Consider the following 23393-nt stretch of genomic DNA (forward strand, 5'->3'; position numbering starts at 1 on the left):
GGTTCATGCATAGTTTGCGCATCCTGCATCCTAATACCAGTAGCAGAATCCGGTTATTACCGGTTATGCATGGTCTTACGGGCATACTGTTTCTGATAAATGCGATCGGTGTATACCGTAGTCCGCAGCCTAACTGGTTCCTGGTGGTCTTTTTCCTGGTGGTAGGACTGATGGCAATTGCGTTTCCGTTTACTATGAAGCGGTTTAAGCAATTCAGTGAAGCAAATACGGTAGCACGTATGATAGAGGCGCTCATCTGCTTTACCGGCAGTTTATACTTCCTGTCGCACCTGCAGCCGCTGACCAGTTTGCTGTTGTTCCTGACAGGGAGCGGGCTGGCATATGTAGGCTGGATGGAATACAAGATTTTCCAGCCATCGTATGTAAAGATGGACATCACCGGTATTACGCTGCCTACCACCTTTTCTAAAAGGCTGGTTGGCTGGAACGAACTGAATAACGTAATTTTGCGGAACGACCTTCTGACAATAGACTTTAAGAATAACAAGATTCTGCAGCTGGAAATACTGGATGAACCTGGAAAAGAGCAGAGAGAAGTATTAAATACCTTCTTTCAGACCAGGGTTCAATAAGTATTCATCCCAACAGATCATAAAATCACAAAATGTTAAAACAAACACCTTACATATTATATTCTGACGGTGAGGGGAATATTTTTGAAGATACCAGCATGCACGTAACTGGCCGCAGTGGCTGGGATGCGTGGCCGGTAGACGTAGAGGAGTGGATCGAATTACCGGAAGGAGGCAATTTGTATGAGTTGCCAGGTCGCCGTGGTATTGGCATCAACGCCACCACTGGTGATATGCAGCTTTGTGATAAAGGATGGGCTGTAGCTGCCTTCATTCCGCCGGCACATACCGGTTTTTACCTGGCAGCTTACGAAACCATGCCGGATGCGCCTACCCTGCCGCTGTTTTGCTATACTGCAGTGGGTTGGCTGGATGGTRAGTTTTATGTTCCCGCCACCCGTATTGAAGCCGATATCCGCCAGGAATGCGCCGGCTTTGACGACAAAAAAGTGAAACAAGGCGTAAAAACGTTGGTAGAAGCATATCCGCATAACAGGCTGGTACAACACCTGGCAGAAAATTGCGCCTTGACCTACGAATGCCCTGCTGCACGTAATTATTTTATGGGAAGATGGGAATGCCCTATTCCTTCCTCTCCTGCGTGCAACGCCAACTGCGTAGGGTGCATCTCCTTCCAGCCGGAAGAAGAAAGCATTGTTTCTACGCAGGATCGTTTACGTTTTAAACCAACTGCAGCGGAAATCGTAGAATATACTGTACCACATCTCGAAGAAGCCCCCTTCCCTATTGTGAGCTTCGGCCAGGGTTGTGAAGGCGAGCCTTTACTGATGTGGGAAACCATTCGCGAATCCATCATTGAAATACGTAAACATACACCTAAAGGCAGCATCAATATCAACACCAATGGTAGCAAGCCCGATGCGGTAAGAGCCTTGTGTGAAGCTGGATTGAACAGTATCCGCGTAAGTTTGAATTCTGCCCAGGAAAAATATTATACACCGTATTACCGTCCTAACAATTATACTTTTGACGACATCGTTGAAAGTCTGAAAGTAGTACGTGAATTTGGTGGCTGGACTTCTATCAACTACTTCGTATTTCCGGGTATGACGGATAGTGCAGATGAGTATGAAGCACTGCGCAAACTGATCAGGGAAACCGGGCTGAATATGATTCAGTGGCGTAATTTTAATATTGATCCTGACTGGTACCTGGGTAAACTGGGAGTCACTGAAACCGGAGAATGCTTAGGCGTGAAACAGTTACAGGAACTGATACAGGAGGAATTCCCGGATCTTAAATTCGGTTATTTCAATCCACCAATAGAACGTATCACCGGTGATTATATGAGCGACTTCGCCCATTAATACAGGCCGAAAGCATAAAGCAAAAAGCTATTAAAGCGAATGACCAAAGCGAGGAATCAATATCCGCTTTGGTCATTCGCTTTAATAGCTTTTTGCTTTATGCTTCTTCAAAACGATATTGCTTTGCATACGCAGATGGCGCCATCCCCGTTACCTTTCTAAACACCCGGTTAAACGTAATAGGGTTATTATAACCGGTAGCATAAGCTACTGCAGCAATGCTATCAAAATCGCCATTGATAATCTTCTTGCAGGCAACATTAATCCTGATTTCATTCAGAAACTCCAGGTATGTTTTACGGGTATGTTTCTTAAAGTATTTACAAAATGCGTAGGTCGTCAGGTGGGCTACCGCAGCAATTTGTCCGAGGGAAATATTTTCTGCATAATGCTCCAGTGTATACTGGTAAATATCATTCATCCGCAGTCCTTCCGACTCACTGTAAGAGTGCCTGGAGAAGCCTGTGGATAATGACTTCCATTCCTTCACCTGTTTCGAAAAAAAGACCAGCATTCCTACAAATGCCAGCAATCGCTCTGCACCGCTGAGACGGGAGATCTTTAATATGTCTGTTGCAATTTTTTCTGCATGTTCTGACGGTAGTTGCAGACTGTTGGCGGTGAGTTGTAAAAACTTCCTGACCGTTTCCATTTCCTTCAATGAAAATAATCCCTGCAACGCCTGTTCATGATCGAAGAAAATATGGATCGCGTGAATATTCTTCTCCTGTATATTTTCAAAATACCGGGCATCCCCTTTAAACATATGGGGCTGATTAGCACCAATCACATAAATTTCCCCTGCCTTAAATGGCTGGGTATAATTACCGGCAATCAGGGTGCCTTCTCCCTTAATGATGAGTGTTACCTGTGCCTCTTTATGCCTGTGCAGGTAATTATAGAAGTATGGGAGGATGTCTTCCTGTATAACTACAGCTCCTTCATCGGCAACAGGAACAGTAAATTGAATTACTTTCATTAACCAATTTTACTAATTTTTACTCGAAATTAGCATTTTGGAGACAATATTTGTAAAGTCTTTAACAATTTTGAATATGACGGGTGAGCTTCTTTACTGCTTCCATTCCGCCTACGCCAGCTCTGATACGGATCTTGTTGCTTTGCTCGCTGCTATTTTTTTCTGCAACCACCAGAAACCACTCCCTGATATAATACAGCCTACCGCAGTAATAGCCCACCAGGGCTTAAATCCCAGGTGCTGTACCACAAAGGCGCCGGTAGTCGGAGACACAATACTGGCCAATGAATAAGAGATCGTGTACAATGCCGCATACTGCCCACGGTTATGGTCCTTGCTCCGGCCAATCCAGAAACTATTCATGAAAGGCAGACAAAACATCTCCCCGAAAGTGATAATCAGCATAAATAAAGCCGCTACTGCCCATAATGGTGGCAGGAAAGAAAGCAGCAGATAGGAAGAACAGACCATCAACGCGCCGCGCGCCACAAACACCAGGTTAGGCCGGGTGCCATCCAAACGGTATACCATTACCATCTCCACCACTGCGATCAGGATGCCATTGATAGACATGTTCAGCCCAATGAGCCATTCTTCCATGTGCATCACCTCTTTAAAATACAAAGGCACAATACTGGAAAACTGGAACAGGCAGATAGCATTTAAAGTGGCAAAAGCCAGGAACCACAGGTAGATACTATCTTTCCATACCTTATCTTCCTTTATTACCGCTGTTTTGGTCTCCTTTACCGGTGCCTTTACCGGCGGCAGGAAAATCCGCATTAATATCGCTGCAGCCATACAGGTAAACCCATCTACCCAGAAAAGTAACTGGTAGCTGAAGCTGGCCAGGATTCCTCCTACAGCCGGTCCTACCGACCAGCCCAGGTTCACGGCCAGGCGGTTCAGGGCATAGGAACGGGTGCGGTTTTCCGGGGCGCTGTAAGCCGCAATAGCAATACTATTGGCCGGCCGGAAAGCATCCCCTACGGAACTCATCACAAATACACAGACACATATTTGCTCAAAGGTTCGCATCTGTCCCAATAAAATGAATAATAAACCGTTAGAGAAAAGACTCCAGAACTGTACCTGGTAGAAACCAATTTTATCAGATAGCCATCCACCCAGCAATGCGCCCACAATAGCGCCGCTTCCAAAGCAGGCCATTACCAAACCTGCCTGGGCAATGCTGAAGTGCAGATGTTGTGTGAGGTACACCGTCATAAAAGGAATCACCATGGTACCACTCCGGTTGATCAGCAACACGAGTGATAACCACCAGGTGGCAGGTGAAAGACCTGTATAGGCATTCTGATAAAGGCGAATAGTTTGTCTGACGAGGTTCATAAAAAATTGGCGAAAATAAATTCCTTAAAATCGGATTAACAGCACAGTTTTTGCAAAGATCCGGAATTCATCTTTTGATGAGTGATTATTTTTTCTGGATCAAAACATTAACTTTGGTCTAAACAGGCGCTCAATAAGGTTATCATGGAGGAAAAAAACGGTAAAAAAAATATTCAGGCATTAGGCATTACCATCGGCGTTCATGCGTTGCTGTTAGTTGCCCTTGTATTTACCGGATTCTCTGCTCCACCGCCCCTGCCCGACCAGGATCTGGGGATGGAAGTTAACCTCGGCACTTCTGACGATGGTATGGGTGATGAGCAACCACTCAACCCCAATCCACCCAGTGCCGCTGCCTCAGAGCCCGCACCGGCAGAAAGTCCGGCTACCGCCGCTCAAGACAATAGTGAACCACAACAAGACATTGCTACACAGGATGAAGAGGATGCTCCGGAAATAAAAAAACCGGAAAAACCTGTGGAGAAACCGAAAGAGATTCCTAAAAAACTGGAACCTAAACCTGTCAAGCCAGTAAAAAAACCAACAGAAGCGCCACCTAAACCAGCCCCCCCTGCTCCCAAGCCCAAAGCCGTATTTTCCGGTGGTACCGGCAACAATGCCAACAGTGGTAACAATGCCAATGGTTCCAATAATGCTACCGGAGAAGGTAATACCGGCAAGCCCGGAGATCGTGGACAACTGGGAGGTAACCCTAACGGTGGAGGATATACGGGTGGAGGACTGGGCGGAGGCCGTTCCGACTTTCACCTCAATGGCAGAAACCTGATAGGAAGACCACAGGTAACCTACGATGGTACTGAAACAGGCTATGTGGCCATCAATATAAAAGTAGACCAACAAGGCAATGTGACGTCAGCCACCTTCAGTATGAAAGGGTCTACTATCAGCAATTCACAACTGATCGAGATAGCAAAGAAGGCAGCGAGAAGCGGACAACTGAAATATAATGCTAACCCGGATGCTCCTGAAGAACAATTCGGGACCATACGTTTCTATTTCAAAGCAGAGTAACAACAATACAATAACCGGCGTTTTGAAGTGGCGAGTGCAAGATAATTTATCCTGCCCCTGCCTGCCTTAGAAAACCGGACCAGGAATTCCTACATCTCTACCTATGACTTCAAGAGCATATAAGCACGATTTTGTGTCATTTCGAGAAACCTATTTTTTATCGCCAACGATGATTGTAAGACTTAACCGTATCTTTTTCAGCACATCAGTACTGCTACTACTGACGTATGCCGCTATGGCACAAACTTTCCCGGGTTACAACAACAGTAACTATGCAGGTATTTATGGCGTATTTTCCAACCCTGCCAGTGCAGCCGGTTATCGTTATAAATGGGATGTGAATATTATTGGCGCAGATATCAATGCCGGCAATACTTACGTAAGTGTTCCCAAATCATTGCTGTTTAGCGTGCCGGATACCCTACGACGTAACAAGGATTACTTTCTCGATGAAGGCGCCAACAGAAAACAGAATGGATGGGAAATGGCCGAAATAGTATTGCCTTCTGTATTGTATGCCATTGATGAAAAGCAATCGCTTTCCTTTGTATGGCGTATGCGGAGCAGCAGTAATGGTGGAAACGTAACCACTCCTATCGCCAATTTCTTTGGCGTAGATTTCCCAAATACGGGATATAAGAACGTTAACTTAAGTATTCCCCAGGCAGGTGTTACCTCTCACATATGGCATGAGCTGGGGCTCAGCTATGCGCGGGTAATAAAAGAAAGCTATGACAGCCGTTTGAAAGCGGGTATTACGCTGAAACTCTTAAGTGGTGTGGCCGCAGGCTATGCTTCCGTAAAAAATGCCGACTTCCGCCTGAATAATTCCCGCGATGCCAGCATCACCAGCGGCACGCTGCAGTATGGCTATAGTAAAGAGCTGGATGACTGGCAATCACCTGCGCAAAAAAATCTGAAACTGTTTAATAACAATGGCATTGGAATCGACATCGGGATGATTTATGAATACCGCCCTGACAATGGCGGCTTCGGTGCTTACGAAGGTTCTGATGCAGATGATTATAAATTCCGTATAGGCGCTTCCATTACTGATATCGGTAAAATCAAATACACCAAAGGCGCCAACAATACAGATCTCAGCCTGGTGAAAGATCATGTGGTACCTAATGATATCCAGTACAGGAAAAATGAAAGCCTGCAGCAATATGCACGCCGGCTGAATAGATATTTCACGCCACTGGCCACCGATGATTCTACGTTTAACATGACCTTACCTACTGCCCTGAACCTGATGGGTGATTACAATATAGATGGTCGTTTTTTCGTGAGTACCAATGCGGTAATTGCCTTAACAGCGGGTCACAGGGATATCACCAAAACCAATGCGCTGACGCAGTTCAATATTACGCCCCGGTATGAAACACGCGTGTTTGGTGCTTACCTGCCGCTGACCATTAATCATAACGGTCAGGCAGATGTGGGTGCCGGTATTCGCATAGGGCCATTGCTGATAGGCTCAAGTACAATTTTTACCAACCTTTTTGAAAGACGTATCGATCATGCGGGGGCTTTCGTAGCTTTGCGCTTAAATTCAAGCATGTTCGAACGGGGCGATGGCAATGGTGGTGGCATCTTCCGGATGCGTAAGCGCCAGCTGGGCTGCCCGGTTAATTATTAAGAAATTACGAATTACAAATTACGAATTACGGATTTATGGGTAGATGATCCGCTATTACCCACCCACAAATCCGTAATTCGTAATTCGTAATTCGTAATTGTAATTTACAATTATGGCCTCTTACAAAGAAACGCTGGACTATCTTTATGCACAGCTACCCATGTTTACCAAAGTGGGTGCCAGTGCTTTTAAAACAGATCTGCATAATACTATTGCATTGCTGGATTTACTGGAACAACCGCAGCATGCTTTTAAAACCATACACGTTGCCGGCACCAATGGGAAAGGCTCTTCCAGTCATATGCTGGCCGCCATTTTCCAGCAGGCAGGTTACAAAACGGGATTGTATACTTCTCCTCACCTTCTTGATTTCCGGGAACGTATCCGCATAAACGGACAGGTGGTGTCGGAAGATTTTGTCATCCGTTTTACGGAGCAGATGCGTCCGCACATCGCCGCCATACAGCCTTCCTTTTTTGAACTCACGGTAGCCATGGCCTTCCGCTATTTCCAGGAGGAAGCAGTAGATATTGCCATCATTGAGGTGGGACTGGGCGGGCGTCTGGACAGTACCAACGTAATTACTCCCGAGCTTTCGTTGATTACCAATATCAGCTTTGATCATAAAAATATGCTGGGAGATACGCTCCCTTTGATTGCCGGAGAAAAAGCGGGCATTATCAAAGCCGGCGTACCGGTGGTGATCAGTGAAACGCAATCAGAAGTACAGGATGTTTTTATTGATAAAGCCACCTCACTGAACGCTCCCATTCACTTCGCAGATCAGGAATGGATGGAGTCATCCAGCGCTATTGAAGGCAGTCATCTGAATATAACGTTACTGGATACACGCCAACAACAAATGCGGCGTTTACAACTGGACCTGAATGGACAATACCAGGAAAAAAATGTGATGGGCGTATTATCTGCGGTCAAAGTATTACAGCAAAACGGATGGCATATTACCTGGGAACATATCAGCGGAGCACTATCACATGTAAAAAAGCTCACCGGCTTAAGAGGCCGCTGGGAAGTGATTCAGCAACATCCGCTCACCGTACTGGATGTTGGTCATAATGAAGCCGGCATCCGTGAAGTGATGGAGCAACTGGGTCATGTAAACTATCAGCAACTACATATTGTAGTGGGATTTGTAAAAGATAAAGAAGTAGAAAAAGTACTGCCTTTATTCCCGCCCACCGCGCATTATTATTTTTGCAAAGCACAAATTCCGCGTGCCATGGATGAAGTAGCACTGGCGGAAATGGGTGCAGCCAGCGGCTTACAGGGTCACGCGCATGCATCCGTACAAGCGGCGCTGCAAGCGGCCAGGCAACATGCCCAGCCAGATGATATGATTCTTGTTTGTGGTAGCTTTTTTGTGGTAGCAGAGGTGATGTAAACTACTTCATCCCCATTTTGCCAAGGTGCAGCAACGCGTAGAAGATACAGGTGGTATGCAGACTGTGTACAATCTTATTATCAAGTACGAGTTGCTGCAGTTCTTCCAGCGGCATAATCACCACTTCAATTTCTTCATTATGATCCAGTTGCTGCTCCTGCACTTTTACGCCGCCGGTAGCCAGGAACATATATGTATAGTTATTGCTGGAAGCAGTATTAGGCGCAATTTTACCCAACGGAATCCACTCTTTAAATTCGTAGCCGGTTTCTTCCAACATTTCCCGTTGCATAGCAAATAAAGGAGAAGGATCAGTTGGATCCATAGTACCACCGGGAATTTCCAGCAATGTTCTGCCAATACCCTGCCGGTACTGACGTATCATAATCACCTGACCGTCTTCCCGCAACGCCACACCGTTTACCCAGTTATTATATTCCAGTACATAATAAGGTTCCACTATTTTCCCGGCAGGCGTTTCACACTTGTCGGCGCGCGCAGTTAACCAGGCGTCTTTAAACAGGTATTCCGAAGACAGTAATTTCCAATCCATATTCATAATATCAATGCTTTACCAATCCATCCTTTCTTTAAGGCGCAGGATATGCTCCAGATGGTGTTTGCCATGCCAGGCATAATTAGCAGCATGGGTTTTCAGATTATGTTGTGTACCGTTGGCGGGATGTATAAAAGTACGTTCCCAGTCAGCGGCAGTTAAATGTTCCATCAGGCTGGTCCAGCGGGTATGCAGGGCATGTAATAGGGTAATAGACACATTGATGGGGATGAATTTCACATCCGGCAGTTTTGCCCACTCGCCTTCCTCATATGGTTTTATAATGGGTTGTTCTTCTGTGAGGGCGAGTTTCATGCGGATATATCCGTTCATGTGGCTGTCTGCCAGGTGATGCACTACCTGTGCTACCGTCCAGCCATCCGGCCGGTAGGGCGTTTGCAGTTGGTATTCATCCAGTTGCTGCACCGCTATTTCCACCAGTTGGGGTAAATAGTGAATGTCTTGGATGAATCCCTGCAGCATGGTGGGAGTATACTCCGGTAATGCTGTAAAGCGGCCAATAGGATATTTAAGTGCTTCCATCCGGTTTATTTATTCTTCCCGTAGATCTTTACCAGTGAGATGAATGAATACATCTTCCAGGTTTGCTTTCTTCACTTCTTTTGCTCTTTCAAAGCCTGAGGATACCAGTTGATCGATCAGTGTATCAGGAGAGTCGATGGCAATGATACGGCCACTATCTACAATTGCACAGCGGTCGCACAGGAACTCTGCTTCATCCATATAGTGAGTGGTGATCACCACGGTAGTACCCTGGCTGCGTACCTGCAGGATCAGATCCCAGAGGTTGCGTCTTGCCTGAGGATCCAGTCCGGTGGTAGGTTCATCCAGGAATATGATCTGTGGTTTGTTGATGAGCGTGGTAGCAATGGAAAAACGCTGTTTCTGACCGCCGGAAAGCTCTTTGAACTTTGCTTTGGCTTTATCTTCCAGGTTAAACATACCCAGGAGTTTCATCGGTGATACCGGTTGATTATACAGTCCACCAAACATTTCGATGAGCTCTATCAGGTTCAGTCCCGGATAATAACCGGAGCTTTGCAATTGTACACCGATAATCTTCTTTATATCATTAGGATCTTTGTCGAGGTCGTAGCCGCCCACTGTCACTTTCCCTTCCGTTTTATCCCGGAGCGTTTCAATGATTTCCAGGGTCGTTGATTTGCCTGCACCATTAGGGCCTAACAGGCCAAAGATCTCACCTTCATACACCTCAAAGCTGATCCCTTTTACCGCGGTAAATTCCCCGTATTTTTTAACCAGGTTATTTACCTCAATGATCTTTTTCTTTTCCATGGGGCCAAATTAGTAAAAGAATTACGAATTATGAATTACGAATTACGGATTTGTGTGGAGATGATAAACGCGAATATTAACCTTCGCTCTTATCTCCACACAAATCCGTAATTCGTAATTCATAATTCGTAATTCCTAATTCTATTGCTTAATAAACACCTGCGTAAAGAAAGTGATCCTGCCCTTGCCAGCCGTACCAATACCGATCAGGGTGTAATCACCGAGCATGTTTTTACGGTGTCCGGGGCTTTTGATCCAGCCATTTACCACTGCTTCGGCATCCAGGGTACCATAGGCTACATTTTCCGCAGCACCTGCCACGCGGCCCATTTTCTTGGAAACGTAGGCTACGCGCTCTTCAAATCCTTCGTGTCCAAAGCCGGTGCTGCCATTAGCCATATCGCGGCTATGGCTGCGGGCCTGCTGGCTGATGGTGGCATCCAGCTGCAATGGCTTCAGTCCCTTGGACTGACGGAACTTATTGGTGTAGTAAAGGATCTGTTCATCCATACTACCACCGGTGTTACCGCCATCTGCCTGACGGGTGGTGGCATGTGAACATGCACTCACCTGGAAGAAGGCAAAAACAGCTACCAATACCGCAAAGATCCGTTGGTTCTTCAAAATCAACATAGAATTAAAATGGTTAATAATTAGAAATAAATAATAATGAATAACAATTAGACTATTAAATACACTATAGGTTTAGCAACTGTTATACCAGAAATTAAAAACGGTGTATAGTGGATATTTTGTATCCCCAATACACCGTTTTTAGTAATATATTTTTCTTTCTTAATCGTTCATAATATGCTGCCAGGTTTCCATCATGTTCTTTGAACCAATGAAAATAGGCATCCGCTGGTGCAGTTGTACCGGTTTCAGCTCCAGCAGCCGCTGTTTGCCATTGGCCATTGCCACGCCACCAGCCTTTTCCATGATAAAAGACATCGGGTTACATTCATAACAAAGCCTTAACCGGCCGGATGAATATTTCCCGAAAGCAGGATACATGAAAATACCGCCCTGAATTAAAGTACGGTGTATTTCGGCAACCATACAGCCAACAAAACGATGGCGGTAGATCCGGTCGTTTTCATTTCTGGCCATAAAATGGTCAACAGACTTGCGGATCTTTTCCTCATATAAGTGATAATAGCCCATATTGATAGAGAAGATATCACTGTCTGGCGGACATTTCAGGTTAGGGTGCGACAAACAGAACTCACCGATAGACGGGTCCAGGGTAAAGCCCTGCACACTGCGACGGGTAGCATATACCATCATGGTAGAAGAGCCATAGATAATATAACCAGCCGCAATCTGACGGGTGCCAGGCTGCAGGAAGTCCTCCAGCTCACACTCCGTACCTTCCGGTGTAAGACGGCGGTACACAGAGAAAATCGTTCCGATAGATACATTCACATCTATATTGCTCGAACCATCCAATGGGTCCATCAGTACCACGTACTTCGATTTTTTGGAATGCTCATCATGAAAAGGAATGAAATGTTCATTTTCCTCTGAAGCTACCCCACAGCAATAAATACTGGTTTCCAGGGAGTTGATGAATTGCTCGTTGGCAAATTCATCGAGTTTCTTTACGGATTCACCCTGCACGTTGGTCTTGCCGGCTTCTCCCAGGATGTCAGCAATACCTGCCTTATTCACTTCCACATTTACCCTTTTAGCTGCCAGACCCATATCACGGAGTAAACCGGATAGCTGACCGGTTGCCCCCGGGTAATTCCGCAACTCCTGAATGGTGAATTCATCCAGGGTCATTACTTTTTGCTTAAGATTCATAACGTTAGGTTGTACGAACGAAATTAAAGGAATTGAAACTATTTTAAGGGAACTGTCATTTATCTATAAACAGATTTTAAAACAATTCTAAACTTGTCTTACTTTGCCAAATAATTTTTTAAAAGAAGATAAACTATCATATGAAGGTTTTCAAGTTTGGTGGCGCAAGTTTAGAAAGTGTTGAACGTATCCGGCAGGTGGCGCAGATAGTGCAGTCATTTCCGGACGAAAAACTCCTCATTGTTATTTCTGCCATGGCAAAAACTACCAATGAGCTGGAAAAGGTAGCAGAAAGCTTTTTTCTCCGGAAACGGGAAATTGCCTCACAATTGCTGTTCAACATTGAGCAACATCACATCAATGTAGCTGAATCACTGCTGGGTACCCGTGAACACCCATTGTTTACCCAACTCCAGCAATTCTTTACCGAAGCCGAATGGACGCTGGGCGAAAAGCCACTGCGCACCTATGATTATTATTATGATCAGCTGGTGGGCCTGGGTGAATTGCTGAGCACCGCCATTGTAAGTGCTTTCTTTAACAGCATCGGCCTGAATAATACCTGGCTGGATGTCCGGGATGTTTTCCGTACAGATGACAACTTCCGGGATGCTAATATTGACTGGATATATACCCAGAGACAGGTAACTGAAAAGGTGGCTCCCCTCTTTGAAAAAACCAGCATCGTGATTACACAGGGCTTCATTGGCGCTACCGATCAAAACGAAAGCGTTACCCTGGGCAGGGAAGGTAGTGATTATTCCGCCGCCGTTTTTGCCAATATGCTCGATGCAGAAAGCCAGACGATCTGGAAAGACGTGGAAGGCCTGAAGAATGCCGACCCTAAATTGTTTCCCAATACCGTAAATATACCGGAGATCAGTTATGGAGAAGTAATTGAAATGGCCTATTACGGCGCCCAGGTCATACACCCCAAAACCATTAAACCACTGCAGAACAAACAGATACCACTGCTGGTAAAATGCTTTCTGGATAAAAACCTGCCCGGCACTGTGATTAAGGAAACCGCAGATGTAAGACAGCTACCTCCCATTATTGTGCTGAAAAAGAACCAGGTACTGCTGAATATCACCTCCAAGGACTATTCCTTTATTACAGAAGACAAGATCAGCGATATTTACGAGATCTTCCACGCACTGAAGGTGAAAATTAACCTGATGCAGAACGGAGCAATCAATTTTTCCTGCTGTATAGATAATAACCCGGAAAAGATAGAACTCCTGATCAAGACCCTGCACCAGCAGTTCAAAATCGTATATAATGAAGGACTGGAGCTCCTCACCGTACGTTATTACCAGACCAACCTGCTGGAAGAACTCAGTGATGGGCATACCATACTTTTAGAACAACGTTCTCCCGCTACCATACAACGTCTCTGGAAAAAATAAATTTATCCAGCAAAATAATTTGACTCCCCCGTGCAACTTTTTTTGTACCCGTTCGTCTTTAGTAAAAATGCGGTATGAAAAAAGTTGCTATCGTTTTGTGCCTGAGTAYCTTTCTAATGCTTATTTTAGTATTGGGAGGAAAAATGGCAAGCCATGGCCACCTTTCGGCCAAAAACCCGGATGAACTGCCTATATATCTGATTACGCTCGGAAATTTCCGGGAAACACCTGCCGTTCCTGCTACCCAGTCATGTATTGCGAATGAGACAGAAAAAGTACCCCTGGAAACAGCAAAAGACGTCATGAACCTGGCTTTTAAATACATCCAGGATAATTATAGGAAGAAATAATAGTACGGCCCCCTACATATTTATTGGTTATAGCTTTTGAGAACTTATACAACGGAAACGATAGTATGAAAACGATCATCGTAGCCCTGGGAATGCTTTTTTGTTGCACCCTTACGGCGTTTGCACAACAACCCAACTCCTCAGGAAAAATTACACTAACAGTTACAGACAATGCGGGTAAGCCCCTCCCCTTTACCAGCATTATGCTGCGGAAGGTAAAAGACTCCACACTCGTAAAAGGCGAAATGAGCACCGAAAATGGCGGCTGTGCCTTTGATGGCATTGCTAACGGACACTATTTCATACAGGCGTCGCAAATGGGATACACCACCTCCTATAGTACCGCGTTCCAGGTAGATGCCGGCCACAAAACCATTGCCCTGGGTAGTATGAAACTGCCACCACTGGGCAAAAACCTGCAGGCAGTGAATGTAACCGCCCAAAAGCCTTATATCGAAAGCTCCGCTGGTAAAACAGTGATGAATATAGAAAACAGCGTAAGTGCAGCAGGTAATACCGCCCTGGACCTGCTCCGAAGAGCTCCCGGCGTACAGGTAGACAACAACGAAAATGTTACCCTGAAAGGACAAAGTGTTACCGTGATGATAGATGGTAAACTGACCTATTTAAGCGGTGAACAGCTCACCAATCTCCTGAAAACCACACCAGGAGAAAGTATTGCCTCTATAGAAATACTGACCAGCCCTTCTGCCAAATATGATGCTTCCGGTAATGGCGGTATCATCAATATAAAAACTAAAAAAGGGAAAATGACAGGCGTAAACGGTAACGTCAATGCTACCCTTACCCAGTCGAAATACGGTCGCTATGGCATATCCGGCAACATTAACTGGAGAACCGAGAAGTTCAACCTGTTCGGCAACTTCGACCAGGGCGATTATCCCCGGCAGGTGACCCGCGACTATAGCCGCTCTGTAAAAGAAAGCGATGGCAGCACCACTTTCATGCAACAGGACGTGTTCCAGCGTAACCGTTTCAAAAACAACTACCTCAAAGTGGGTATGGATTACTTTATCAACGATAAACATACCATCGGGGTACTGGCCAACGGCTTTAAAAACGCCTTCAGCAACCAGATCTATAGCGCCACCCACCTGGGCAAACCCAACATGCCGCCGGATTCTGTTGTCAACTCCCTCACCGTTAATGACAATAAATTTGACAATATTGCCCTTAACCTGAACTATAAAGGCATCATTGACACCGCCGGAGGCCGCGAAATCAGCTTCGATGCAGATTATGCCCAATTCAATAATCACCGCTTCATGCAACTGAACGACAGTCTGTATGATCCACATTCAAAACTTAGCCGGAATCCTAACAGTATCCGCACGACCGGTGGTACTCAGGTGCTCATTAAAAGCCTGAAGGCCGATCTAAGCTGGCCACTTGGTAAAGAAAGCAAACTGGAAGCAGGTGCCAAAGCAAGTTTTGTCACCACTACCAACGTATTACAGTTCGATTCTCTCTATAAAGGTATTTATCGACCATCACCAACGTTGAGTGACCGGTTTAATTACCAGGAAGATGTATACGCCGCCTATGCCACCTATAAAAAACAAATAAACAAAACGGCCCTGCAATTGGGCTTAAGGGTAGAGAATACCACATCTACCGGGCATTCGTTTACAACGGACACTTATGTAAAACGTTCCTACACCGACTTCTTCCCGAATATCAATGTGGAACAAAAAATAAATGATAAGAATAAGGTGAGCCTGGCGATGTCACGCAGAATAGAAAGACCGCAGTACGGACAGCTAAATCCTTTTATGTTTTACCTCGACAAATACACGTATTTCAAAGGTAATCCTTACCTGAAACCACAATACAGCAATATTGCAGAAGTCTCGTATACCTTTAAGGATAAGTATATTGCTACCCTGCGATACAGTCGTATAAAAGATATGATGGAAGAATTTATAACACAGGATGACAGTACCAAAGCTTCTATCAGCACAGAACGCAACTACGACAAAACGGACATCTATAGCCTGCTGCTAACCTTGCCTATACAAGTCACCAAGTGGTGGAGCAGCGATAACAATGTGGATCTTTCCTACAATAAATACAAATTTGAGGACCCCACCACCAACGAGCCCTATAGCCGTTACAACGTTAATTACTATATCAGCAGTACCAACACGATCACACTGCCCAAAGATGTTAAACTGGAGGTAATGGGGTATTATAATTCTCCCTTTGTTTTCGGTATTTTCAGGGGCTACAGTCAATATAACCTGAACCTGGGCATTCAGAAGATGTTCATGGATAAGAATGCTACTGTGAAACTGAGCGTTAATAATATACTGCGTAATGAAAGCTACCGCGGGGCCGCAGAATTTGCGAACCTGAACATGAGTATTTTTAATACCTGGCAGTTCAGGACCGTGAATCTTTCTTTCAGTTATAAATTCGGCAGCGCCAGCATCAAAGCCGCCAGGGAAAGAAAAACAGGCACCAGCGATGAGCAGAACAGAGCAGGTTGATAGTTAAATCAGTATCCGCATCATTTGTTGTATCAGCTGCATCATAGCAGTAGGATACACACCCAGCCCTATTAACAGTATGGTTAAAATAACCAGGGTGATATTACCGGCCATGGGCAGGGCCGGCACCACCATTGTTTGCTCTCCCTGCGCAGGTACTGTAAACATGGCCGCCACCAGGCGGATATAATAGTATAATCCAATTACACTGTTGATCACCAGCATAAACAACAGGAACCACTGATGCCCGTTTACGCCCGCCATCACCACATAAAACTTACCAATAAATCCGGCAGTGAGTGGTATGCCTGCGAGGGATAGCAGCATAGCGGTAAACACCGTGGCTACCCAGGGATAGCGCCAGAACAACCCTTTATAATCGGCGATCGTTTCTGCATCCTGCAAACTACTCGACATCACAATCACCACACCGAACGCACCGATGCTGGTAATAAAATAGGCTACCAGGTAAAAGGCCAATGCTTCCAGCCCTGTTTGTACACCCGATAAAAAAGCTACCAGGATATATCCCATATGAGCAATGGACGAATAGGCCAGTATGCGTTTAATATTTTGTTGGGTCAGTGCCAGCCAATTGCCCGCAAACATAGAGGCCACCGCAATAATGGCTACAATCCACCATAACATCGGATAGTCGTTACCGTGAATGTCCTGGTAAAAACGGATCAGCAACACCAGCATGGCGCCTTTTGAAACAGTAGCAATGAAGGCGGCCACCGGCAATGGCGCTCCTTCATAAATATCCGGCGCCCACATATGGAAAGGTACAATACCGAGTTTAAAGCCCACCCCGATCAACATCAATCCGAAACCTGCCATCACACTTACCGGCAAATAACCAGCCTGCCRCAAAGCCACCCCAATACCAGGAAAATCCATATGTCCTGTAAAAGCATATACCAGCGCCATACCAAACAGCAGGAAGGCAGATGACAACGCCGCCAGCATCAGGTATTTGATCCCTGCTTCATCGGAACGCTCACGGGCACGCAGGTACGCAATTAATCCGTATAAGCTGATGCTCAGTATTTCCAATCCAAGGAACAATGCCATAAAATGCCGGCTCACCACCAACACCAATGCGCCGATGGTAGCCAATATCAGCAGGATATAATATTCTTCCTTACGTTCCTCTCTTTCTTCAAAATAGTTAAACGACAACAACAGGATAATGAAGCCCGCTATCAGAATAAGCCCTGTATTAAACAGGGAAAATTCATCTATCACCAGTAGCGGAGGATAAGCATGTGGAATATATTTTATGGCCGGTATCACTGCCATCATCGACATAATAAAAGCGATGAGGGTGAAGCTGTATACAATACGGTGATTACGCCATATCGCTATCAGCAACATAGCCCCCACTGCCGCAGCACATAGGGTAATCAACGGTCCAAGGCTTAAAAAATCAGCGAACGACATAGTCTATAATTTGGGAAGTGTTGAGTACCGGTTGCGGATGAAATCCCAACCAGCAAATGACGATAACCAGGGCCACTATAATCACCAGTTCGCGCCCGTTGAGATCCTTCATAGTATATTGCCGGTCGCAGGGCCCGAAAAAAACTTTCTGCATAATGCGCAAAGAATAGGCGGTAGCCACCACCAAACCAATCGTAGCCAATACCGTTAACAGATGATTGGCCTGCCAGCTTCCCAGCAGCACCAGGAATTCTGCCACAAAATTGCCCAATCCAGGCAATCCCAGCGAAGCCATCACAAAAATCATAGCAGCACTACCCATGAGTGGTAAACGCAGCCAGAGGCCGCCCATTTGCCGTATGTTGCGGGTATGGATACGCTCGTACAAAGCACCGGCAATGATGAACAGGGCACCGGTGCTGATGCCATGCGTAATCATCTGCATCACCACGCCCTGGTAAGCAATTTCATTAAATGCAAAAGCCCCCAGTAATACAAAGCCCATATGACTTACACTCGTATAAGCAATCAATCTCTTAAGATCCGTTTGTGCATATGCCAGCATTCCTCCATAAAGAATACCCACTACACCCAGCAACATAGCTATCGGCGCAATATCTGCTGCAGCGGCAGGGAAGAGCGGCAATACAAAACGAAGAATACCATACGCCCCCGTTTTCAGCAACAGTCCGGCCAGCACTACGCTACCTGCAGTAGGCGCTTCTGTATGTRCATCCGGCAACCAGGTATGGAAAGGTACGGCCGGCAATTTTACCAGGAAGGCCACCAGGAAACCCAGCATCAGCCAACGTTCGGTAGACGGCGTCATCGGGGTATTTAACAGATCAAAGTAATCAAACGTATATACGTGTGTGTTAGCTTCATGTACAAAGTAAAGACCCAATATGGCCAGCAGCATCAATAAACCTCCTGCCTGTGTAAACAGGAAGAACTTATTGGCCGCATATTCCCGGTGCTCATGGCCCCAGATACCAATCAGGAAGTACATCGGTATCAGCATCATCTCCCAGAAAAAATAAAATAAAAACAGGTCCATGGTCAGAAAAACACCAGTGATCCCACAAAGCACGAACAACAGATTGAAATGAAAGAAGCCTACCCGGCTATTGATTTCTTTCCAGGAAATCAATACCGACAACGCCCCCAGAAAAAAAGTAAGCGCCAGCATCAGCAGGCTTAAACCATCCATGGCCAAATGCAGACTGATACCGAAATGCGGTATCCAGTCTATCCGGTACTGATACCACCAGCGATCTCCCCCAGCAGGATGATTTATCCAGATACTGATCACAATACCCAGGTTCAGCAACAAACTACAGAGGGCGATCCAGCGGCTCCCTGCATGGCTTTTCGCACCTACTATCCACGATAGCAGCGCCGCAGCGAAAAGGATCAACAATAGTACCAGCAGGATCATATTATTTCGTTTATACGTTTAAGTTATATGTATATTCTCCAGATGAGTACAGACAATATTGCTACTGCACCCAGTACTACACCCAATATATACCACCGCAGCAACCCACTCTGTGTACGTGCCAGCATATTATGACACCACTCCATGGCTGCTGCGAGATGAGTATACATTTTGTCTATCAGATCTTTCTTATTCATGCGTGACAGGTATACATAGGGATATACCAACAGTATATTATATAATTTATCGAAGTCCCATCCCCTGCTCCAAAAACCGCGCAACCAAATAATGGCAGGCATTTCCAGGAAGTCAGACATCCCTTTCGGATGCAACACTACCCATGCATAGGCGAGCCCTATACCGCTCAGCGCAAGTACGGCAGATAATGCCTGGGAAGTCCATTCCAGGGAAACACTCTCCTGCAACACCGTAACCGCCGGYAATACCGGCAGCAACCAGTTACTGAAAAGCGTTACATGCCCTAATGTATGCGGCAGTTCTATAAATCCGGCAATAGTAGATAATACTGCCAGGATATAGAGTGGGATCATCATGCTTTTACCAGGATGATGATGCACCTCCGTTTTAATGTCTCCATAAAACACCAGGAAAAACATCCGGAAGGTGTACATGCCCGTAAGTAATGCGCCCAGCAAGGCAGCCAGCCAGAAACCCATATGTCCGCCTGCGGCAGACCAGGACAACCAGATAATCTGATCTTTACTGTAAAAGCCGGCTGTTACAAAAGGAATAGCCGCCAGAGAAGCACAGCCTATCAGGAAAACCCAGTATACGCCCTTCAACTGTTTTTTCAGTCCACCCATTTTAAACAGGTCCTGCTCATGATGCAGCGCCACAATGATAGCGCCGGCAGCCATAAATAGCAGGGCTTTAAAAAATGCATGTGTGACAAAATGAAATACCGCTGCCGACCAGGCGCCGCAGCCCAATGCCAGGAACATATAGCCGATCTGGCTGATGGTAGAATAAGCCAGCACTCTTTTAATATCTGTTTGCACCAATGCGCTAAAACCCGCCAGCACCAGCGTAATAGCACCTATTACGGCAGTAGTGGTTTGTGCATCAGGCGCCAGTTCAAACAAAGTATGTGTGCGTGCGATGAGATATACGCCTGCTGTTACCATGGTAGCCGCATGGATCAGCGCACTCACCGGCGTAGGGCCGGCCATCGCATCCGGCAGCCAGGTCTGTAGAGGTAGCTGCGCCGACTTACCTACAGCGCCACCCAGCAACAGCAATGCAATCCAGGTAATCACCGGATCGCCTTTGGTCCACAGGTGCGTGCTGCTTTCCAGTATCTCCGGGATACGCAATGTACCGGTATGCTGAAACAACATAAACAACGCAATGGCCATAGCAGTATCGCCTACACGCGTAACAATAAATGCTTTGCGTGCAGCATAACCATTGGCCGGATCTTTATACCAAAAGCCAATCAACAGATAGCTGCAGAGCCCTACTCCTTCCCAGCCCAAATAAAGCAGCAATAAATTATCTGCCATCACCAGGGTGAGCATTGCCCCTACAAATAAATTCATGCAGGCGAAGAAGCGGGCGTAGTCGGGCTCTTCGTGCATATAACCGGAAGCATATACATGTATCAGGAAACCTACTATCGTAATCACCCCTACAAATACTACAGACAACGCATCCATCCGGAGATCAAAGCCTATCTTAAATCCACCCACTTCCAGCCAGTTAGCTGCATGCTGTACAATGGCCTGTTCACCATTGCCGGCAAATTGTATGGCTATCAGTACGGCTACTATAGCGGCCAGACCAATACTGCCGCAGCCAATTACAGTAACGGCTATACGGCTCATACGTTTCCAGCCCAGCATGAGCAGGAAGGCACTTGCAAAAGGAATGAGCGGTATGAGTGCAGGGAACATAGTTATAAAGATTTTTTATCCATTCATTTTTGCGGCTTCATCACTATCCAGTGTTTTGAGCTGATGGTATAACTGTAGTATCAGTGCCAGGCCAACCGAGACTTCTGCTGCTGCCATTGCCAGTATGAAGATGAACATCACCTGTCCATCCGCCGTACCCCAGTGGGAAGACGCGACCACAAAGGCCAGTCCCGCAGCATTGAGCATCACTTCTACTGACAACAACATAAAAATAATGTCGCGGCGTACCAGTATACTGATCAGCCCCAGCACAAATAAAACGCCGGCGAGCAACATACCCGCGGTAGTAGGATGCACGTTCATAGTTCATTATTTTCAAGGAACCGGTGTAGTGTTTTTTCTTTCTGACGCCCCAGGTGATAGGCACCCACAATACCCGCCATCAGCAACATACCTGTAAGTTCTACCGCGAGGATGTATGGCCCGAACAACGCCATTCCTACGGCTTTGGGATCCACTATCTGTATTTCTGCGGCAGGCTGACGATTCTGTAAAACAAGAAACACCAGTTCTCCCAACAGGATGATGCAAAGCAAAGAAGGAAAGATCCATATACGGGGCTTCAGCCATAGCTTCTCCTGCGCCGCAGATTCTTTGCCGAGATTCAGCATCATCACAAAGAATATCAGCAGTACCATAATAGCGCCGGCATAAACAATCACCTCCAATGCTGCCATAAAAGGCGCACCATAGAGATACAATACTACTGCCACCGCCAGTAAGGATACTACCAGGTATAACAGCGCATGCATAATGTTATAGCGTGTAATCACCATAATAGTGGCTAAGATGGCAATAGCTGCAGCGATATAGAATGCGGGTCCGATCATGGCATTAAACTTTTTACATCTACTGGTGGTTCCTCCTGCTGGGCATCTCCTTTATCTTTACCACGTATAGCCATGCCCGCTACATTGTAATAATTATATCCGGGATACTTTCCCTGACTATTGATCAGCAGATCTTCCTTTTCATACACCAGGTTTTGCCGGTTGTACTCCGCCATTTCATAATCGGGTAATAGCTGTATCGCGTAAGTGGGACAAGCTTCTTCACAGAAACCACAAAAAATACAACGGGAGAAATTGATACGGAAAAATTCAGGGTATCTTCTGCCGGATTCATCTTCCGTGGCCTGTAATGAAATACAATCCACCGGGCAGGCGGCTGCACAGAGGTAACAACCCACACAACGCTCGCCTCCGTCCGGATCACGGGTGAGTGCTATGCGGCCACGCCAGCGGGCTGGCAACGGCGCTTTCTGCTCCGGATACTGAAAGGTTTCCCGCTTATGGAACATATGCAGGAAAATCAGCCACATACTTCTTACCAGACTAAGCATTATTTTGAGTTTTAAGTATTTAACCAAAGTTTGATCGCCGCCGTTACCATCAGATTTAATATCGATAACGGAAATAATACCTTCCATCCATACTCCATCAGCTGATCATACCTGGGCCGCGGCATAGACGCCCGGAACAGGATGAATAGCATAATGAAGGCAAAAGTTTTTATAACGAACCATATTACCGGCGGCAGGAAAGCAGGTCCCAGCCAGCCACCGAAATACAGGGTGACCAGCATACCGGAAATAAGGGTGATACCCAGGTATTCTCCTATAAAAAACATCCCGAATTTCATCCCGGAATATTCCGAGTGAAAACCCGCTACCAGCTCACTTTCTGCCTCTGGTATATCGAACGGCAGCCGATGTGTTTCCGCCACTCCTGCTACCAGGAAGATGAGAAATCCGATGAACTGCGGTACAATAAACCATACCGTTCTTTGTGCTTCTACTATTTCGCGCAGGTTAAAAGAGCCGCTCAATACCACAACTCCCATCAACGCAAGCCCCATAAATACCTCGTAGCTGATCATCTGAGAAGCCCCGCGCATAGCGCCCAGCAGCGCATATTTGTTATTGGAAGCCCAACCGCCCAGCACCACGCTGTACACACCTAATGACGACATGGCCAGGAAAAATAGCAAGCCAATATTCAAGTCTGCCACAATAATATTAGGTGCAAAAGGCATCACCACAAAGCTCATGAGTACACTGAGCATGACCACTGCCGGCGCAAATACAAACACTACTTTATCTGCAAAAGGAGGAATCCAGTCTTCTTTAAAAAACAATTTAATCGTATCCGCCAGCACCACAAGCAGCCCGAAAGGTCCGGCCCTGTTAGGTCCGTAGCGATCCTGCCACAGCGCCAGCATCCGGCGCTCTACCCAGATAAGACCGGCCGCCGTATTTAACAGTGCAAACAGCACCCCTCCTATGATCCACCAGAAGTTTGTCAT

General features: G+C 46.1%; 22 protein-coding genes. 8 read left to right on the forward strand and 14 right to left on the reverse strand.

Features of this window, described 5'->3' with window-relative positions:
* Positions 1–5: 5 nt before the first annotated feature.
* Entirely contained in the window at positions 6–593 is a 588-nt protein-coding gene (locus AC1DP6_RS18420; RefSeq protein ID WP_477056140.1) for a hypothetical protein, read from the forward strand.
* Positions 594–625: 32 nt separating this feature from the next.
* Positions 626–1921, forward strand: coding sequence for a radical SAM family protein (locus AC1DP6_RS18425; protein WP_477056141.1), 1296 nt, complete (start codon positions 626–628; stop codon positions 1919–1921).
* 97 nt (positions 1922–2018) lie between these two features.
* Here the strand turns inward: AC1DP6_RS18425 and AC1DP6_RS18430 are convergent, their stop codons facing one another.
* Positions 2019–2900 (reverse strand): AraC family transcriptional regulator, encoded by an 882-nt coding sequence (locus AC1DP6_RS18430; RefSeq protein WP_477056142.1) that lies wholly within the window; start codon positions 2898–2900, stop codon positions 2019–2021.
* Between the two features lie 111 nt (positions 2901–3011).
* A complete protein-coding gene (locus AC1DP6_RS18435; RefSeq protein ID WP_477056143.1) occupies positions 3012–4250 on the reverse strand; it encodes an MFS transporter in 1239 nt (412 codons plus the stop codon).
* Positions 4251–4394: 144 nt separating this feature from the next.
* On the opposite strand from AC1DP6_RS18435, the gene AC1DP6_RS18440 reads away from it, so the two are divergent.
* The 3 genes from AC1DP6_RS18440 to AC1DP6_RS18450 all read left to right on the forward strand — a co-directional run bounded on the left by AC1DP6_RS18440 (position 4395) and on the right by AC1DP6_RS18450 (position 8326).
* Complete coding sequence (locus AC1DP6_RS18440; protein ID WP_477056144.1) at positions 4395–5282, forward strand: hypothetical protein; 888 nt, start codon at positions 4395–4397, stop codon at positions 5280–5282.
* 133 nt (positions 5283–5415) lie between these two features.
* Positions 5416–6924, forward strand: coding sequence for a DUF5723 family protein (locus tag AC1DP6_RS18445; protein ID WP_477056145.1), 1509 nt, complete (start codon positions 5416–5418; stop codon positions 6922–6924).
* Positions 6925–7036: 112 nt separating this feature from the next.
* Entirely contained in the window at positions 7037–8326 is a 1290-nt protein-coding gene (locus AC1DP6_RS18450) for a bifunctional folylpolyglutamate synthase/dihydrofolate synthase (protein ID WP_477056146.1), read from the forward strand.
* Position 8327: 1 nt separating this feature from the next.
* Here AC1DP6_RS18450 and AC1DP6_RS18455 read toward each other — a convergent pair whose 3' ends face one another.
* The 5 genes from AC1DP6_RS18455 to fbp form a co-directional block, all read right to left on the reverse strand.
* Complete coding sequence (locus AC1DP6_RS18455; protein WP_477056147.1) at positions 8328–8879, reverse strand: NUDIX hydrolase; 552 nt, start codon at positions 8877–8879, stop codon at positions 8328–8330.
* A gap of 18 nt (positions 8880–8897) precedes the next feature.
* Complete coding sequence (locus AC1DP6_RS18460; RefSeq protein ID WP_477056148.1) at positions 8898–9425, reverse strand: YfiT family bacillithiol transferase; 528 nt, start codon at positions 9423–9425, stop codon at positions 8898–8900.
* A gap of 9 nt (positions 9426–9434) precedes the next feature.
* Positions 9435–10199: an ABC transporter ATP-binding protein gene (locus tag AC1DP6_RS18465; protein WP_441574043.1), complete on the reverse strand. Its 765-nt coding sequence runs from the start codon at positions 10197–10199 to the stop codon at positions 9435–9437.
* Positions 10200–10340: 141 nt separating this feature from the next.
* Positions 10341–10832: a CAP domain-containing protein gene (locus AC1DP6_RS18470; RefSeq protein WP_477056149.1), complete on the reverse strand. Its 492-nt coding sequence runs from the start codon at positions 10830–10832 to the stop codon at positions 10341–10343.
* 162 nt (positions 10833–10994) lie between these two features.
* On the reverse strand, positions 10995–12005 hold the full coding sequence (gene fbp, locus AC1DP6_RS18475) for a class 1 fructose-bisphosphatase (RefSeq protein WP_441574045.1): 1011 nt from the start codon (positions 12003–12005) through the stop codon (positions 10995–10997).
* Between the two features lie 140 nt (positions 12006–12145).
* On the opposite strand from fbp, the gene AC1DP6_RS18480 reads away from it, so the two are divergent.
* The 3 genes from AC1DP6_RS18480 to AC1DP6_RS18490 all read left to right on the forward strand — a co-directional run bounded on the left by AC1DP6_RS18480 (position 12146) and on the right by AC1DP6_RS18490 (position 16274).
* Positions 12146–13414, forward strand: coding sequence for an aspartate kinase (locus AC1DP6_RS18480; protein WP_477056150.1), 1269 nt, complete (start codon positions 12146–12148; stop codon positions 13412–13414).
* Positions 13415–13488: 74 nt separating this feature from the next.
* Positions 13489–13764: a hypothetical protein gene (locus AC1DP6_RS18485; protein WP_477056151.1), complete on the forward strand. Its 276-nt coding sequence runs from the start codon at positions 13489–13491 to the stop codon at positions 13762–13764.
* Between the two features lie 65 nt (positions 13765–13829).
* A complete protein-coding gene (locus tag AC1DP6_RS18490) occupies positions 13830–16274 on the forward strand; it encodes an outer membrane beta-barrel protein (RefSeq protein ID WP_477056152.1) in 2445 nt (814 codons plus the stop codon).
* A gap of 3 nt (positions 16275–16277) precedes the next feature.
* Here the strand turns inward: AC1DP6_RS18490 and AC1DP6_RS18495 are convergent, their stop codons facing one another.
* The 7 genes from AC1DP6_RS18495 to nuoH are packed head-to-tail and all read right to left on the reverse strand — an operon-like array spanning position 16278 to position 23393.
* Positions 16278–17717, reverse strand: coding sequence for an NADH-quinone oxidoreductase subunit N (locus AC1DP6_RS18495; RefSeq protein WP_477056153.1), 1440 nt, complete (start codon positions 17715–17717; stop codon positions 16278–16280).
* Positions 17704–19155: an NADH-quinone oxidoreductase subunit M gene (gene nuoM / locus AC1DP6_RS18500; RefSeq protein ID WP_477056154.1), complete on the reverse strand. Its 1452-nt coding sequence runs from the start codon at positions 19153–19155 to the stop codon at positions 17704–17706. The genes AC1DP6_RS18495 and nuoM overlap by 14 nt, the downstream gene beginning before the upstream one ends.
* Positions 19156–19178: 23 nt before the next feature.
* Positions 19179–21068 (reverse strand): NADH-quinone oxidoreductase subunit L, encoded by a 1890-nt coding sequence (nuoL, locus tag AC1DP6_RS18505; protein ID WP_477056155.1) that lies wholly within the window; start codon positions 21066–21068, stop codon positions 19179–19181.
* Positions 21069–21083: 15 nt separating this feature from the next.
* Positions 21084–21392, reverse strand: a complete 309-nt coding sequence (gene nuoK, locus AC1DP6_RS18510; RefSeq protein WP_133810298.1) for an NADH-quinone oxidoreductase subunit NuoK — start codon at positions 21390–21392, stop codon at positions 21084–21086.
* Positions 21389–21919, reverse strand: coding sequence for an NADH-quinone oxidoreductase subunit J (gene nuoJ / locus AC1DP6_RS18515; protein WP_477022632.1), 531 nt, complete (start codon positions 21917–21919; stop codon positions 21389–21391). Before nuoJ ends, nuoK begins: the two co-directional genes overlap by 4 nt.
* Positions 21916–22431 (reverse strand): NADH-quinone oxidoreductase subunit NuoI, encoded by a 516-nt coding sequence (nuoI, locus tag AC1DP6_RS18520; RefSeq protein WP_441574053.1) that lies wholly within the window; start codon positions 22429–22431, stop codon positions 21916–21918. The genes nuoJ and nuoI overlap by 4 nt, the downstream gene beginning before the upstream one ends.
* A gap of 11 nt (positions 22432–22442) precedes the next feature.
* Positions 22443–23393, reverse strand: coding sequence for an NADH-quinone oxidoreductase subunit NuoH (gene nuoH, locus AC1DP6_RS18525; protein WP_441574054.1), 951 nt, complete (start codon positions 23391–23393; stop codon positions 22443–22445).

The organism is Chitinophaga sp. 01L420, from assembly GCF_056399985.1.